13 protein-coding genes are annotated in these 14,365 nt (G+C 68.4%); 4 read left to right on the top strand and 9 right to left on the bottom strand.

The window, feature by feature from the left end; all coding sequences use genetic code 11:
- Nucleotides 1–12: 12 nt before the first annotated feature.
- Nucleotides 13–585 carry a LeuD/DmdB family oxidoreductase small subunit gene (locus KZ491_RS12440; protein WP_222566169.1) on the top strand — a complete coding sequence of 191 codons (573 nt, stop codon included), beginning with the start codon at nt 13–15 and terminating at the stop codon, nt 583–585.
- Entirely contained in the window at nt 582–1,508 is a 927-nt protein-coding gene (locus tag KZ491_RS12435; RefSeq protein ID WP_222566168.1) for a VOC family protein, read from the top strand. The genes KZ491_RS12440 and KZ491_RS12435 overlap by 4 nt, the downstream gene beginning before the upstream one ends.
- A gap of 217 nt (nt 1,509–1,725) precedes the next feature.
- Here KZ491_RS12435 and KZ491_RS12430 read toward each other — a convergent pair whose 3' ends face one another.
- From KZ491_RS12430 to KZ491_RS12400, 7 genes are all read right to left on the bottom strand, one after another.
- On the bottom strand, nt 1,726–2,094 hold the full coding sequence (locus tag KZ491_RS12430; RefSeq protein ID WP_222566167.1) for a hypothetical protein: 369 nt from the start codon (nt 2,092–2,094) through the stop codon (nt 1,726–1,728).
- Between the two features lie 29 nt (nt 2,095–2,123).
- Complete coding sequence (locus tag KZ491_RS12425; RefSeq protein ID WP_222566166.1) at nt 2,124–3,461, bottom strand: MFS transporter; 1,338 nt, start codon at nt 3,459–3,461, stop codon at nt 2,124–2,126.
- Between the two features lie 110 nt (nt 3,462–3,571).
- On the bottom strand, nt 3,572–4,831 hold the full coding sequence (locus tag KZ491_RS12420; protein ID WP_222566165.1) for a CaiB/BaiF CoA transferase family protein: 1,260 nt from the start codon (nt 4,829–4,831) through the stop codon (nt 3,572–3,574).
- Complete coding sequence (locus KZ491_RS12415; protein ID WP_222566164.1) at nt 4,828–6,225, bottom strand: amidase; 1,398 nt, start codon at nt 6,223–6,225, stop codon at nt 4,828–4,830. The genes KZ491_RS12420 and KZ491_RS12415 overlap by 4 nt, the downstream gene beginning before the upstream one ends.
- Nucleotides 6,226–6,235: 10 nt before the next feature.
- A complete protein-coding gene (locus KZ491_RS12410) occupies nt 6,236–7,636 on the bottom strand; it encodes a phenylacetate--CoA ligase family protein (RefSeq protein WP_222566163.1) in 1,401 nt (466 codons plus the stop codon).
- Nucleotides 7,633–9,018, bottom strand: a complete 1,386-nt coding sequence (locus tag KZ491_RS12405) for an MmgE/PrpD family protein (protein WP_222566162.1) — start codon at nt 9,016–9,018, stop codon at nt 7,633–7,635. The genes KZ491_RS12410 and KZ491_RS12405 overlap by 4 nt, the downstream gene beginning before the upstream one ends.
- An 8-nt stretch (nt 9,019–9,026) precedes the next feature.
- Nucleotides 9,027–10,388 carry an MmgE/PrpD family protein gene (locus tag KZ491_RS12400; protein ID WP_222566161.1) on the bottom strand — a complete coding sequence of 454 codons (1,362 nt, stop codon included), beginning with the start codon at nt 10,386–10,388 and terminating at the stop codon, nt 9,027–9,029.
- A gap of 175 nt (nt 10,389–10,563) precedes the next feature.
- Between KZ491_RS12400 and KZ491_RS12395 the strand changes: the two genes are divergently transcribed.
- The gene (locus tag KZ491_RS12395) at nt 10,564–11,808 is read left to right on the top strand and encodes an acetyl-CoA hydrolase/transferase family protein (RefSeq protein ID WP_222566160.1); all 1,245 of its coding nucleotides are present in this window, start codon (nt 10,564–10,566) and stop codon (nt 11,806–11,808) included.
- Nucleotides 11,809–11,835: 27 nt separating this feature from the next.
- Entirely contained in the window at nt 11,836–12,576 is a 741-nt protein-coding gene (locus KZ491_RS12390; protein ID WP_222566159.1) for a GntR family transcriptional regulator, read from the top strand.
- Nucleotides 12,577–12,600: 24 nt separating this feature from the next.
- Here the strand turns inward: KZ491_RS12390 and KZ491_RS12385 are convergent, their stop codons facing one another.
- Both KZ491_RS12385 and KZ491_RS12380 read right to left on the bottom strand, forming a co-directional pair.
- On the bottom strand, nt 12,601–12,792 hold the full coding sequence (locus tag KZ491_RS12385) for a hypothetical protein (RefSeq protein WP_222566158.1): 192 nt from the start codon (nt 12,790–12,792) through the stop codon (nt 12,601–12,603).
- Nucleotides 12,789–14,318 (bottom strand): FAD-dependent oxidoreductase, encoded by a 1,530-nt coding sequence (locus KZ491_RS12380; RefSeq protein ID WP_222566157.1) that lies wholly within the window; start codon nt 14,316–14,318, stop codon nt 12,789–12,791. Before KZ491_RS12380 ends, KZ491_RS12385 begins: the two co-directional genes overlap by 4 nt.
- Nucleotides 14,319–14,365: the final 47 nt, after the last annotated feature.

The raw sequence follows: 14,365 nt of genomic DNA, 5'->3' as shown, positions 1-14,365 counted from the left end.
ACGGAGGATTCCATGAGCGAGCAGAGCACCCCCGACGTCGATTCCGCCCTGAGTCGGCGCGGCCGGGCATTCGTGTTCGGCGACAACATCGACACCGACCTGCTGGCCCCGGGCCCGTACATGCGCGAGTCCCCCGAGGTGCTGGCCAGCCACTGCCTGGAAGCCATCGACCCCGACTTTGCCGGCGCCGTGCAGCGCGGCGACATCGTGGTGGGCGGCAAATCCTTCGGCATCGGCTCCTCGCGCGAGCAGGCGGTGCAATCGCTCGTGGTGCTGGGGGTGGGCGCGATTGTTGCCACCTCCTTCGCCCGCATCTTCTACCGTAACGCGCTGAACTTCGGTCTGCCCGCACTCACCTGCCCCGATCTGCAGGCCGAGCGCGGCGACGATCTGGAAGTGCGCCCGCAGGACGGCCTGGTGATCAACCACACCAGCGGCAAGCAGTACCGGTGCGAGAGCATTCCGCCGGAGCTGATGGACATCGTCAACGTCGGCGGCCTGATGCCGTGGCTGGCGCGCAAACTGGCAGCTGACGCGAAATCCGCGGCTTCCGGCGCGGACGGGACTTCCGGTGATCCGGCTTGAGTGTCGTTGACCCGTCCACGCTGAAGTTCCGTGGTAACGGCATCCTCCATGTCACCCTGATCGCGCCGGACCTGGATGCCGCGTGCGCTGCATACCGCGAACAACTGGGCCTGACTGTCGCCGCCCGCGAGTCGCTTGGCGCTGAGCTTGCCGCGGTCCTGGGAGCTGCCGACCTTGCCGGCGCGCCCGTCGCCTGGCTCGCCAACCCGGCCGGCGAGTGCATTCTCCGTTTGGTCGAAGACCCGCACGCGAGACCGCTGGAGCCGATGTTCCGGCACGGCTGGCTGTCACTGGAGGTGCTGGTGGCCGATGTCGATGCGCTGGTCGCCGACCTGCATCCGCCCTTCCGCGTACTGCGCCCGCCCGCCGACCTGGAACTGAGCCCGGCGATCCGCGCCAGCCAGGTACTGGGACCCTGTGGGGAAATGCTCTACCTCACCAGCATCAAGGAAGCGGTACCGCCTTTCGACCTGCCGATGAGCGATGAGCGCGTGTCCCACACCTTCATCGGTGTGATGGCCACCCCGGACCGCGACGCCTCGCAAGCAGCGTGGGCCGCGCTGGCCGACCACCCCGGCTGGGCGTTCGAGACGAAAATCACCGTACTGAACGACGCGTTCGGCAAGGACCTCGCCAGCCGTTACCCAGTCGCGGCGGTGCCGTTGCCGGGGCAGTCTCTGGTCGAGATCGACGAAGTGCCACTGCCGCAGACCGATGCCGCCAGCGTGCTGACCGCGGGCGAGCGCTACGCCGGACAGCACAGCATCGCGCTGCGCCTGCCGGCACTGCCGGACGGGCTGGCGGCGGCCGGCTGGACACAGATTGCCGATGTCCACACGGCTACCGAGCGCCACGTGGGCCTGATCGGCCCTGCTGGCGAGCATGTGCAGCTGGTCGTCGCCGGTGACCGCATTCCCTCCTGATTCCGTGTGCCCGGAACCAGGAGAACCCCCTTCAAACAACGCCTGCAACAGCCCACTTCGGTGCTGGTGCCCGGCATCTAAGATGCGTTCACCGCGCTGATCGCCCAGCAGACCGGGTTCGAGGCGCTGTACCTGTCTGGCGCATCGATCGCCTAAAACCGGCCCGAGCTGCTGTCGCAGGGGCAGCAATACGAGCGCTGACCGTCCGGCGCGGCGCTCAGAAGCCGATGCTGCACCTTGCGTAGGCATCGGCTGCATCGGCGATCTTCGCAATCACTATCAGGCTGCCCAAGGCCAGCGCGCCGCCCGCCAGACAGGTGGCGCCGAAGCGCGCCATCGACTCGGCCGGCCGTAAAAAGACCGAGCCGATAAACGCGACCACCACGCCGCCACTCGCCGCGACGATGGCGGTCGCCGGGGCGGCGAACGCGCCGAACAGCATGACCATCATGGCCATGCCGACCGCGCCGCTGCGGTCACTGCAGGCCGCCGAGTAGTAACCGACCAGCCCAGCGAACGACAGCAGCAACACCAGCGCCAGGCAGGTCAAAAAGTCGAGAAAGGGGCGGGGCTTTGGATCGTCCATGATCTGTTCCGGTGAGCGTTGCAGCGACACTACAACGAAATGTCCCGATCCTTCGTTTCCGGCATCAGGAACAGTGCGCATAGCCCGCAGATGATGGCCATCGTGATCGGGTAATACAGGCCGGCGAACTGGCTGCCGAAGTGCACGCTCAGGGCCATGGTGGCGAACGGCATGAAGCCGCCGAACCAGCCGTTGCCGATGTGGTACGGCAGGCCGATCGCGCTGTAGCGGATGCGGGTCGGGAACAGCTCGACCAGATAGGCCGGCGCCGGGCCGCAGACCAGCGCGACCGGGATCGCCAGGGTCCAGATCAAGGCCAGCGCGGTGAAGAACTCGAGTTCCGGCTGCACCGCCGCGGCGAGCATCCGGAAGGTCGGCAGCAAGGTCAGCGCGGACAGCGCGAAGCCGGTGATCACCACCGGGCGACGGCCATAACGGTCTGACAACCAGCCGGCCAACGGGAACAGCGGCGCGCCAAGCAGCAACGCACAGGCCATCAGCTCCGCCGCGACGCCGACATCCAGCCCAAGCGGGGATTGCAGGAACACCAGCGGGAAATAGGTGCCGGCGTTCCACACCACGCCCTGGGCCGCGGTCAGGGTGATCAGCGCGAGCAGCATCGATTTGACGTGCGCCGGGGTGGTGAACGCCTCTTTCAGCGGGGCGTGGGCGAGCTCGCCCTCGGCCTGCAGCTTCTCGAACATCGGCGACTCGCCCAGATGCATGCGCATGTACACCGACAGCGCCAACAACAGGACCGAGGCCAGGAACGGCAGTCGCCAGCCCCACGCTTCGAACGCCACGTCGCCAAGCAACCCACGGGTGAGCATGATCGCCACCAGCGCCAGCAGCAGGCCGACCGTGCCGGTGCCCATCACCAGACTGGTGTTGAGGCCGCGGTGGCGCGCCGGGGAATGCTCGGCAACATAGATCGCCGCGCCGCCGAACTCGCCACCGACCGCCAGGCCCTGCGCCAGCCGCAAGGACACCAGCAGGATCGGGGCGAGCAGTCCGGCACTGGCGTAGGTCGGCAGCAGGCCGATGCCGACCGTCGCACCGCCCATCAGCACGATGGTGATCAGGAAGGTCGGTCGACGGCCGATCCGGTCACCCAGGCGGCCGAATAACAACGCGCCCAGCGGTCGGACCACCCAGCCGGCACCAAACACCGCAAGCGCTGCCAGCAGGCCGGCGGTCTCGTGCCCCGGCGGGAAAAACAGCCGGCCGAACACCGCCACCAGGCTGCCGTACAGGAAGAAATCGAACCACTCGAACACCGTGCCGGCCACCGCTGCGGTGACCGCACGGAAGGTGGTGTTGCCGGCCGAAGCGAGCGCCGCCGGACCCTCCGATCCGCCCGCGCTCAACGGCTGCCGCCTGCAACCGGCGCTTCGTCGCCTTGGCCGGAAAGCACAAACACCTCATCGGCGATCGGGGCGTTGATTTCGTAGTGCTCCCAGGTGATGTCGGGTGGCGGTCAGTCGTTGCTGGCGGTGGCGGTCTTCACTGCAGGCAGCGCGACCACGCCGGACGCTTCCAGCGCGGCCAGTGCGTCGGCATCCAGCCCCAGGAGCTCGCCCAGCACGGCGCCGGTGTGCTCGCCCAGCCCGGGCGCGGCGTGGGTGTACTGGACCGGGGTGGCGGAGAAATGCACCGGGTTGGCGACGCCGGGCACGTGGCCTGCGGTCGGATGCGGTAGCTCGATACGCATGCCGCGCGCCTGCACCTGTGGGTCATCGAACACCTGGTCGATGCGGTTGACCGGCGCACACGGCACGGTGGCGCGCTCCAGCTCCGCCAGCCAGTGCGCGCTCGGCCGGGTCGCCAGACGCTGCTCCAGATACGGCACCAGCCGGTCGCGGTTGGCGACCCGCGCGGCGTTGGTGGTGTAGCGCGGATCGCTCGCCAGTTCGGGATCACCGAGGACCTCGCAAAAGCGCGCGAACTGGCCGTCGTTGCCGACCGCGAGCATGAAGTAGCCGTCCGCGGTCGGCATCACCTGGTAGGGGACGATGTTGGGATGCGCGGTGCCCTGACGCTGCGGCACCACGCCGCCGACCAGGTAGTTCGACGCCTGGTTGGCCAACCAGGCGACCTGGGTGTCGAGCAGGGCCAGATCGATGTGCTGACCTTCGCCGTGGCGCTCGGCGTGACGCAACGCGGCGAGGATCGCCGACACCGCGTACATGCCCGTCATCAGGTCGGTCGCGGCGACGCCGACTTTCTGCGGTACCCCGCCGGGGGTGCCTTCCGGCTCGCCGGTGATGCTCATCAGCCCGCCGATCGCCTGGATCGCGGCGTCGTAGCCGGCGCGCTTGGCGTAGGGGCCGGTCTGGCCGTAGCCGGTGATCGAGCAGTACACCAGCTTGGGATTGATCGCCTTCAGGCTGGCGTAGTCGAGGCCGTATTTGGCCAGACCGCCGACCTTGTAGTTCTCCACCAGCACGTCGCAGTGCCGGGCCATCTCGCGGATGAGCGCCTGACCCTGCTCACCGGTGAAGTCGATCGCCACGGAGCGCTTGCCGCGGTTGGCACACAGGTAATAGGCGGACTCCGCGGTCGGCACGCCGTCCGCGTCGTGCAGCCACGGCGGACCCCAGCCGCGGGTGTCGTCGCCGCCTTCGGGACGCTCGACCTTGATCACGTCGGCGCCGAAATCGGCCAGCACCTGGGTGGCCCACGGGCCGGCGAGGATGCGCGAGAGGTCCAGTACGCGCACGCCATCAAGAGGTTTCATTGCGGCCACCAGTCGTTGCAGGCTTGCGGGAGGGAGGGCTGCCAGCCAATCGTCTGCTGGAACGCTTCGGCGAGTGCGATCAGTTGCATTTCATCACCGATAGCGCCGACCAGCTGCAGGCCCAGCGGCAGTTCACCGTCGGCCACCGCCAGCGGCACCGACAGCGCCGGATTGCCGGCGAAGTTGGCATAGCCGGTCAGGTCAGCCTGATTGGCCGGCGTGGCGGTGTCAAAGCTGAAAGCGCGCTGCGGGGTGGTCGGCATCACCAGCACATCGCACTGGGCCAGCCACTGCTGCAGCTGCACCTGGGCCTGATCGAGCACGCGCACCGCGTCGACCAGATCACTGGCGGACTTGCGCTCGGCGTAGGCCATCAATTTCTGCAGCAGCGGCGAAAAGCGTTCGCGTTGGTGCTGCCAGTCATCGGCGTGCTCGATCAGCATTTCCGCCTCGCAGACCAGCAGGCCGGCGCGGCGCGAATGGCCGGGCGCGAACGCGGGTGCGGGCAGATCCACGCGCTGGTGACCGAGGCCGAGCAGAATCTGCAACCCGGCTTCGAACGCTTCGGTGATACCCGGCTCGCACTCGACGGTGTCACCGAAATCCACCACACCCAGCCGCAGAGGTCCGCTCGAAGCCGGCGCAAAGTGGATCGCCCGCGACTGCGCGCTGGCCGGGTCGAACGCCGCCAGCACCGGCAACAGCACCCGCAGGTCGCGCGCCGAGCGTGCCAGCGGGCCGATGTGGTCGAGCCGATGGCTCAGCGCGACCGTGCCGCGGGTGCTGATCGCGCCCCAGCTGGGCTTGAGACCGACCACGCCGCAGTAGCTGGCGGGGATGCGCACCGAGCCCATGCTGTCGGTTCCGAGCGCGGCGCTGCACACTCCGGCGGCCACGGCAGCACCGCTGCCACCGCTGGACCCGCCGGGAGTGAAGCCGGGCCGGTGCGGGTTGTGGCAGGGGCCGAAGTGCGGGTTGTTGTTGTCCGCCCCCAGCGCCGCCTCGTGCATGTTGAGCTTGCCGAGAATGACCGCGCCGGCCTCACGCAGACGCGCGACGGAAGGACTGTCGATGCTGGCCGCGGCCGCATCACGACGCGTCGCCATGCCGGCAGTGGTGGCAAAACCGGCCGCGTCGATGTTGTCCTTGATCGCGACCGGCACCCCTTCCAGGGTACGTGCGGTCCCGGCCTTGCGCCGCGCATCGGACGCGTCCGCGGCGCGACGGGCGGCCTCCGCATCCACCGCCAGGTAGCTGTTGAGCACCGGCTGGCTGGCCGTGATCGCGGCCAGCTGCTGTTCCACCAAGTCGCGGCAGGTCAGCTCGCCGCGCTCCAGCCGGGCGAGATGCGAAGTCATGTCCTCGCCCAGCAGGGCAGCGTCGATCCGGCTCATGGCGTCGTGCTTACTCGAAGCGCTTGTCGATCAGGCGGATCGGCTTCTGCCGCGTCTCCATCCCGGTCAACGGTGCCAGTGAGCCCCGCTCGGCGAGCACGATGGTCACATCCACGCCCAGGCGCATGCGCAGCAGCGCGGCAAACGCCGCGGCCAGCTCGGTGTCGTCGGTCGAACCATTGACCTCGATGTGCACGGCCAGATCGTCACGGCCGGAGGCATCGCGGGTGGTCACGCAGATGAACTCACCGGCAAAGCCGGAGTGCTCTTCCAGGATCGGCGCCATCGCCTGCGGGAACACGTTGATGCCGCGCACCTTGACCATGTTGTCGCTGCGGCCGAGGAAGCCCTCGATCCGGCGCAGGTTCAGGCCCAGCGACGACGGCGTGGTCAGCACGCGGGTCACGTCATGGGTGTTGAAGCGGATGATCGGGTAGATGTCGTCCTTGTACAGGCAGGTCACGACCATGTCGCCGGTCTCGCCTTCTGCCACGACTTTGCCGTCGTCGACGCCGAGGATCTCCAGGTACTGGGCATCCTCCATCACGTACATGCCGTCCTGATCCGGGCCCTGACCGGCGATCGCGCCGGTGTCGCCGACGCCGTACCAGTCGTACAGCTCCACCCCGCCCCAGGCCTTGGCCAGCGACTCGCGCGACTCGCGCCCCAGATGGCCGCAGATCATCCGCACCGGGATGTCCTTGCCGGGCTCCAGGCCCTGCTCGCGGGCCACGTCGGCCAGCTTCTTGATGTAGTCGGCGAAACCGACGATCACGGTCGCGCCCATGTCACGCATCAATTTGACCTGCTGCGCGGAGCGCATCTCGATGCCGGTACCGGCCGAGCAGAACAGCGCCTGGGTGAAGTGGTTGACCGCCTCGCGCACGTAATGGCCGCCGTTGATCATGCCGTGGCCGTACACCGAGTGGACGACGTCGCCTTGCTTCATGCCCTGCCAGCGGTACAGACGCGCCAGCAGCAGGTTCTGGATCTCGCGGCTGCGCGGGCTGAACACCAGCGGCTGCGGGCGGCCGGTGGTGCCACTGGTGGTGTGGAACACCATCGGCATGTCGCCGGCGGGGGTGCCGTCGTGCCAGCCGTGGAAGTCGCCCAGCGGCGGACAGGATTCCACCGAACCCATGATGTCGTGCTTGCCGTACACCGGCAGCTTGGTGATGTCGGCCAGACCCTTGATGTCGCCGGGTTCAATGCCCTGCGCGCCCCACAGGCGCTGGTAGAACGGGATCTGCCAGGCGCGCGCGACGCAGCGCTTGAACAGCACATCCTGCTGCGCGAACAGCTCGTCGCGGCTGATGGTGCGGAAGCGCTCGGTGAAGTCCTGCTCCAGCGGGAAGTCCGACAGCAGCTGTTTGATGTCGAAGGTTTCGAAATAGGTCGGCGTCGTTTTCATGGGGCCTCAACAATCAGAAGGTCGACCAGGCGACGCACATCATCGAGCGCCTCCAGCTGGTCAAGGAGGGTAAGCAGTTCGGTCCGGCGGGCCGCATCGAAAGGCCGGGCCGCGTGGTCCAGGCAATGGTGGAACTTGTCGAGTTGCTGGGCGCGGTCCAGCGGGCGCTCAGGGGAACCCAGCGCGGCATCGCGGTGGTTGTGCAGCTCGCGACCATCGGTCGTGGTGACCACCAGACTCTGCGGCACCAGCGCGTTGGGATCGTCGCATTCGTTGGGCACGACATGCAGGCGATTGGCGAACTCGGCGCGCACCGGATCGGCGAGCGCCTCGGCCGAATACGCGTCCAGTCCGACCCGGCCGTCGATCAGCATCGTGCCGGTCAGGTAGGGCAGGCACAGGCGCGCGTAGCTGGTCTCCATGCCGGCCTTGTACGGCCGCGACACCAGCCGGCGGACCAGTGGCGGCGCACGCAGCTCGATCCGGGCGATGTCCTCGATGCGCAGGTGCTCGCGCTCGCGCAGTTCGCGCAGCATGTCCAGACAGGCATGCGCGGCGCCGCCGGTCGGGAACACCTTGTGGCTGACCTGCTCGATCTGCGCATCGCCCGCGGCCAGCGCGGCCAGCGCCGGGCGGGTGTCGAAGGCGCCTTCAATCAGTGGCAGGTAGCCGAACGGGCCTTCCAGCCAGTCGTGCGGCGCGGGGAAACCGTGGTTGGCGAGCGTCCAGGCGGTGATCGCTGCGCGCGCATTGAAGGCGATCTGCAGCGCCAGCGTGGGCGAGCCCTCCACGTGCGCCTGCATGGTGCCGGACAGGTGGCTGTAGGTCAGGCCGAGCGCGCGGCGCAGAGTGACCTCGTCGGCGCCGTGCAAATGGGCGATCCCGGCCACCGCGCCCAGGGCCCCGCACATCGCCGGGCGGAAGAAGCGCATCGGCGCCCGGCCGCTGATCCCGATCAGGGTGGCTACATCGACCGCGATCACCACCGCGGCAATCAGGCGCTTGCCGTCCACGCCGCCACGCTGCTCGGCGGCGGTGAGCAGACTGGACAGCACCACCGCCATCGGATGCACGACCGCGGGCATGTGCACGCAGTCGAATTCCTGGTTGTGGATCTGGAAGCCGTTGACCATCGCCGCGCTGGAGGCGTGCAGGCGCTCGCCGGTGACCCAGACGCGGGCATCGTTATCACCGCCGCTGCCGAGGGTCTGGGCGCTGTCACGCACGACCTTGTTCAACGGCACCTGCGGGCCGGAGCCGGCGATGCCGACCGAAACGCCGTCCATGATGAATTTCTTGGCCGCGGCGATGGTGTCCGGCGAGAGATCCTCGTAGCGCAGGTCGGCGGCGTGCGCGACGAGCGCTTCGGTCAGGCGGGGCATGGCTTCGCTCATGCGTCCAGCCCGGCCAGGGCGGCCTGCAGGGGTTCCAGCGAGAGCGCGGTCGGCAACGCGCGCACGGCATCGAACAGACGGGTCGCGACCGGTGCAGGCACACCGCCCCACTCCGCCAACGCCAACGCCTTGGACGCGATCGCGGCTTCGGGCATCGGGCACTCCGGGTCTCCCCAGGCATCCACGCGGCTCGCGTGCAGGCGGCGGCCGTCGGCCAGCGCCACGGTCACGGTGGCGCCGTAATGGTCCGGGAAGCGCGCGCTGGCCGCTTCGTCTTCGCTCACGGTGACCCGCTCGCGCATCGCACGCAGCACCGGATCGTTGATCGCCTCGGGCAGGTAGTGGGCCAACTCCGGACGGCCCAGACAGGCAATCGCGGCGACCGCGTGCTGCAGGCTGAACTTCGCCTCCAGTTCGGTGGTCGGCTCGGGCCGGTCACAGAACCGCAGCGCCTCGGCGTAGGTGCTCACGTGGATGCTGACGAACGCCTCCACCGGCAGGCCACCGGACTGGCGCAGGGCGTCGCGCATCGCATCGATCGCCGGGTGGGCGTGGCGGCAGGCCGGCCAGGGTTTCAGGCTGGTGGTGTGGATGAGCCAGTCCGGTGCCTCGGCAAGGACCAGGCCCGGCAGGGCATCCGGCGCGGTGGCGGCAAACAGGCCCTGCTCGCCTTCCAGGATCCGGCGCGGGCCGCGCAGGCCGGCGGCCGCGAGTTGCGCGGCCAGCAAGCCGCTGCGGGCGGCTTCGGCATTGTGGATCGACTTGGTCGGGACCGGCTCGTGGCGCATCTGCCACAGACCTCCGGTCCGGCTGCCGGCAGTGCCCAGCGCGTCGGCCAGCGCATCAGCGTCCAGGCCGAGGACGGAGCCGGCAGCGGCGGCCGCGCCGAACGCACCGGCGGTCGAGGTCGGGTGCCAGTAGCGGTAATGGTCACGCCCGAGCGCGCGACCGACGCGGATGGTGGCCTCGTAGCCGCGCACCACGGCATCCAGGAATTGCTGCGGGGTGGCGCCGACGCTTTCCGCCGCCGCCAGCGCGACCGGGATCACCACCGGTCCGGCGTGCAGGATGGCGCCGCGGTGCACGTCGTCCATTTCCAGCACGTTGCCGAGCGCGCCGTTGACCAGCAGCGCGGAGGCGGGATCGCGCCGACCGGCGCCGAGTACCGTTGCGTCGCCGCGGGGCAGTGCGGCCACCACTCCGGTCAGCTGACCGGCGAGCGGGGATCGCAACGCACCCAGCGCGCAACCCAACCAGTCGGCCACCAGCGCGGCGGCGCGTTGGCGCGCGGACGTGTCCACCGGCCGCAGAAGTTGCGTCGCCAGCGCTTCGGTCAGGCTCGGGGCCCGTGCTGTCATGCCGCGTCTACCAAGTCGCACCTCGTTGCATCGTGGAATGTGTCCGCACGTGATTCACCGTTCCGGCCAAGGGTATCGGACTTTGTCCGGACATATCATATGATCAGGTTTCCGCACATCGCAAACCCGGCCGCTGCCGGGTCAGCCATCACCGTTTTTCCGGACCGGAGTCCCCGTGCCTACGCAGCTCGACGCCAGTTCCTTCCTCGATCATCTCCGTCCCGGTGCGGAGGTCTATGCACCCGGTTGTGCTGGCCATTCGCTGTTGTTCGAGTCGTGGCTGCAGCAGGCGCCGGAGCGCTGTGACGGCGTCCGCTTCACCGGCGTGCACATCCCGACCGTCAACAAGTTCGATTTTGCCAGCCTGCACCCGGGCGCGCGTCAACGCACGATCTTTCTCAGCGCCGAACTGCGCGAGTCGTGGCTGGCCGGACGCGTGGACTATCTGCCGATGAGCTATTCGGCGACCTGGCAGTGGCTGAGCGAGGCGGCGCAATTCGACGTCGCCCTCGTGCAGGTCGCGCCGCCGGATGACAACGGCCAATGCTCGCTGGGGGTGGCTGCCGACTTCACGCCTGCCGCCTGGCCGCGGGCGACCAAGGTGCTGGCCCACGTGAACCCCCGCATGCCGCGCACCCACGGCCCCTCGATCCCGTGGTCGCGCATCCACGCGGCCATCGAGCACGACTGCCCGCTGCTGGAAGCCCCGGATCCCGCGCCGGACCCTGCCATGGACGCGGTGGCCGAACAGGTCGCCACCCTGGTGCCGGACCGGGCGACCCTGCAATTGGGCCTGGGCCGGTTGCAGTCGGCAGTGCTGCGCGCCGTGCGCGGGAGGCGCGACCTGCGCCTGCACACCGGGATGGTGTCCGATGGCCTGCTGGGGTTGATCGAGGACGGCGCTCTGGCGCCGGCGCCGGATGCCGTAGTCGCTGGGGTCGCCCTGGGCAGCCCGGCGCTGTATGAGGCCGTTGCCGGACGGGCGCAGTTCCGCGAGGTTGGCTACACCCACGACCATGGCGTCTTGCGTGCCATCCCGCGCCTGACCGCGATCAACAGTGCGCTGTCGGTGGACTTGCTGGGCCAGGTCAACGGCGACTGCCTCGGCGGTCGTCAGCTCAGTGGCATCGGCGGTTTGCCGGACTTCCTCAGGGGCGCACGACAGGCACCCGAAGGCCGCGGAATCATCGCCTTGCCCGCCGCCACACCGAAAGGACAGACACGAATTGTGCCAATGTTGCCGGCTGGCCCGGTGAGCGTGGCGCGGATCGACGCCGACTGCGTGGTTACCGAGCACGGCGTGGCCGACCTGCGACATCTGGACGTGCACGAACGGGCGCGCGCCCTGATCGCGATCGCCGACCCGGCCCATCGCGAATCCCTGGAACGGGACTGGCACGAAATTACCCAAAGGCTTTGACATGGCACATTTGAAAGGACTTCAGGAATGACCGTCAAACAGCGCAGCAAACCCCGCTACGCCGAGCTGGGCGACCTGCTCCAGGCCGGCATCGAGCGTGGTGACTACCCGGTGGGCAGCCTGCTGCCGACCGAGCTGGAACTGTGCGAGCGACACCAGGTCAGCCGGCACACCGCGCGCGCCGCCCTCGCCCAATTGATCGCCGCCGGGATGGTCCAGCGCCGCCCCGGATCGGGCACCCGGGTCATCGCCCAGCGTGAGGCGATGCGCTATGAGCATGGCATCGACAGCCTCGACCTGCTGATGCAATACGGCAACACCACCCGCTTGCAGGTGCACGAGACCCACTCGGCGAAAGCCAGCGGCGAGATGATCCGCGAGCTGGAGATCGGCGCAGGCAAGGAATACCTCGTCCTCAACGGGGTGCGGATGGAAGAACCCAATCGCGAGCCCATTGCGGTGACCGAGATGTTGGTGCCGGTACGGGCGGGCACACCGAGCGCCGAGCTGCTCGACCTGTCCAGCTCCGCGCGGACGGTCGCCGGCTTCCTGGATGCGGCGCGATTGTCACGGGTGGAGCAGGTATTCGATGCCGCGTCGCTGTCGCCGGCCGAGGCAAAGCTGCTGGGCGTGGAGAGCAGCGAGCCGGCGATGCGGGTACGCCGCCACTACCGCGACGCCACGGGGCGCTTGCTGATGTTGGCCATCAGCAAACACCCGCCCGGACGCTTCGCCTATTCCATGGTGCTGTCACGCAACCGGCGCTGAGTGCGCCGGCGCGCGGGCTTCTGCTTAGCGTTTGAACAGCAGCTTCAGCACCGACGGCCGCAGCGCCATGCGCATCATCTGACGGAACTCGGCCGGGGTCAGGCTGGTGTTGCACGGCAGCACGCCGGCCACGCCCTTCATCACCAGCAGGCCGTCCTCGCTGACCACGTCGTTGATGCGAACGTCCAGCTTCATCGCCGGGGTGACGACCTTCATGCCGACACCTCCGCGGGATCCTGCCAGTCGTCCAGCGCGACCAAGCCCTTGCCGGCGGCGCGTCCGGAGATCATCGCCTCGGTCAGGTAGGACCCGTTCTGGTAGAGGTCGGAGAACATCGAGCCCAGCTCGCCGGCCTCGTACAGCCGCGGGATCGGCTTGAGGTCATGGTCCAGCACCTGGGAGTGGATGTTGCGTCGCGCGCCGCCACCGGTGCAGACGATCACCGGATCGACCTTGATCGCGTAGAACGGTCCTTGCGCGATCGGGTACAGGGTGTCGGGATTGCGCTCGAAGTCGGCATCCTGCTTTGCCTCGCAGGCCGCGTTGTAGCGGTCCACCGTGGCCCGCAGCTTGGCCGGGTCGCGGCCGATCTTCGCCGCCAGTTCCTCGATGGTGTCGGCCTGCACGATCCAGCCCTTGGCGATCTCGGCGCTGTTGTCATCGCTCCACTCGTAGCCGCCGACCACCGGGTTCCAGGTCATGACTTCCACCACCAGCTTGTTGTACTGGCGGGTGGTCTCATCAAAGATCATGTGCACCGGTCCGGCGCGGTGGTGCGGGGTGTCCACCCAGTGGCCGTGCTTCTTTTCCTTGTAATGGGTGAGCTGCAGTTCTGCGGTCTCGTTGTAGAACCGCTCGCTGAGCGCGTCGACCTCGATCCAGCTGAAGCTCTGCCAGAAGAAGGTGCGCAGGAAGGCACTCTCGAATCCCTCCGGTCGGAAGCCCGGCCAGATACCACCCGACTGGCCCTGGTTGCGCAGGTGCCAGAGGTCGGCGCCGGCCTTTTGCAGGATCTTGATGCCGTCGCCGGTGTTGTGCGGGGTGCCCAGCGGATGCGCCTCGGACAGGCCGAAGTAGTTGCGCTGCATGTCCATGTTGGCCTCGAAACCGCCGACGGCCATCACCACGCCGCGGTTGGCGCGGATCGCCTGGCGCTGGCCGTTGACCTCGGCAATCACGCCGTAGACCTCCAGCGTGTCCGGATCCTGGACCAGGTCCTTGAGCGGGGTCTCATAGGCGACCTGGATGCCCGGGCGCAGGCGCACGTTCTCGCGGAACGCGAGGTACACGCCGCTGGGAATCGGCAGGATGGTCGCGGTGCAATACACCGCCTCGCGCGCACCGAACTCGGGGAACTCCAACACGGCGTCGCGATCGCTGAAACCGGTGCCGTGGATGTATTGCGCACCGGCTTGCTCGGCGCGGGCCTGGATCCATGGCTCCAGCGCCACCATCGCCTCCGACCACGGCACCAGCATGTCCTCGGGAATCGGGTTGGCCGCGCTCATCTTGCGCTGGTACTCGGCCAGCACCTCGGCGTTCTTGGAGATCAGCAACGACTGCCCGGCCACGCGGCTGTTGCCGCCGGTCTCGGCCTCGGGCGCCTTCTCGATGATCAGGATGCGCAGCTCGGGGTTGAGGTCATACGCCTCGATCGCGGCGCACATGCCCGCCAGCCCGGCGCCGGCGATGACGATGTCGTAGGTCTGGTCCCAGCGGGACACGGAAGAAAGACTGGCCATGGGATTCCTCAATACGGGGGATGCACCGAGTATCCGCGCTGCGGGCG

Origin of the sequence: Novilysobacter antarcticus (assembly GCF_019802285.1) — a bacterium.
Lineage (GTDB): Bacteria > Pseudomonadota > Gammaproteobacteria > Xanthomonadales > Xanthomonadaceae > Novilysobacter > Novilysobacter antarcticus.
Note: the sequence above shows the minus strand (reverse complement) of the source record. Positions and strands in the feature narration are given on the sequence as shown.

Coding starts and splice junctions, on each gene's coding strand:
- KZ491_RS12440 (WP_222566169.1), top strand. CDS start 13: ATGAGCGAGCAGAGCACCCCCGACGTCGATTCCGCCCTGAGTCGGCGC.
- KZ491_RS12430 (WP_222566167.1), bottom strand. CDS start 2,094: ATGGACGATCCAAAGCCCCGCCCCTTTCTCGACTTTTTGACCTGCCTG.
- KZ491_RS12420 (WP_222566165.1), bottom strand. CDS start 4,831: ATGAAACCTCTTGATGGCGTGCGCGTACTGGACCTCTCGCGCATCCTC.
- KZ491_RS12415 (WP_222566164.1), bottom strand. CDS start 6,225: ATGAGCCGGATCGACGCTGCCCTGCTGGGCGAGGACATGACTTCGCAT.
- KZ491_RS12410 (WP_222566163.1), bottom strand. CDS start 7,636: ATGAAAACGACGCCGACCTATTTCGAAACCTTCGACATCAAACAGCTG.
- KZ491_RS12405 (WP_222566162.1), bottom strand. CDS start 9,018: ATGCCCCGCCTGACCGAAGCGCTCGTCGCGCACGCCGCCGACCTGCGC.
- KZ491_RS12400 (WP_222566161.1), bottom strand. CDS start 10,388: ATGACAGCACGGGCCCCGAGCCTGACCGAAGCGCTGGCGACGCAACTT.
- KZ491_RS12390 (WP_222566159.1), top strand. CDS start 11,836: ATGACCGTCAAACAGCGCAGCAAACCCCGCTACGCCGAGCTGGGCGAC.
- KZ491_RS12385 (WP_222566158.1), bottom strand. CDS start 12,792: ATGAAGGTCGTCACCCCGGCGATGAAGCTGGACGTTCGCATCAACGAC.
- KZ491_RS12380 (WP_222566157.1), bottom strand. CDS start 14,318: ATGGCCAGTCTTTCTTCCGTGTCCCGCTGGGACCAGACCTACGACATC.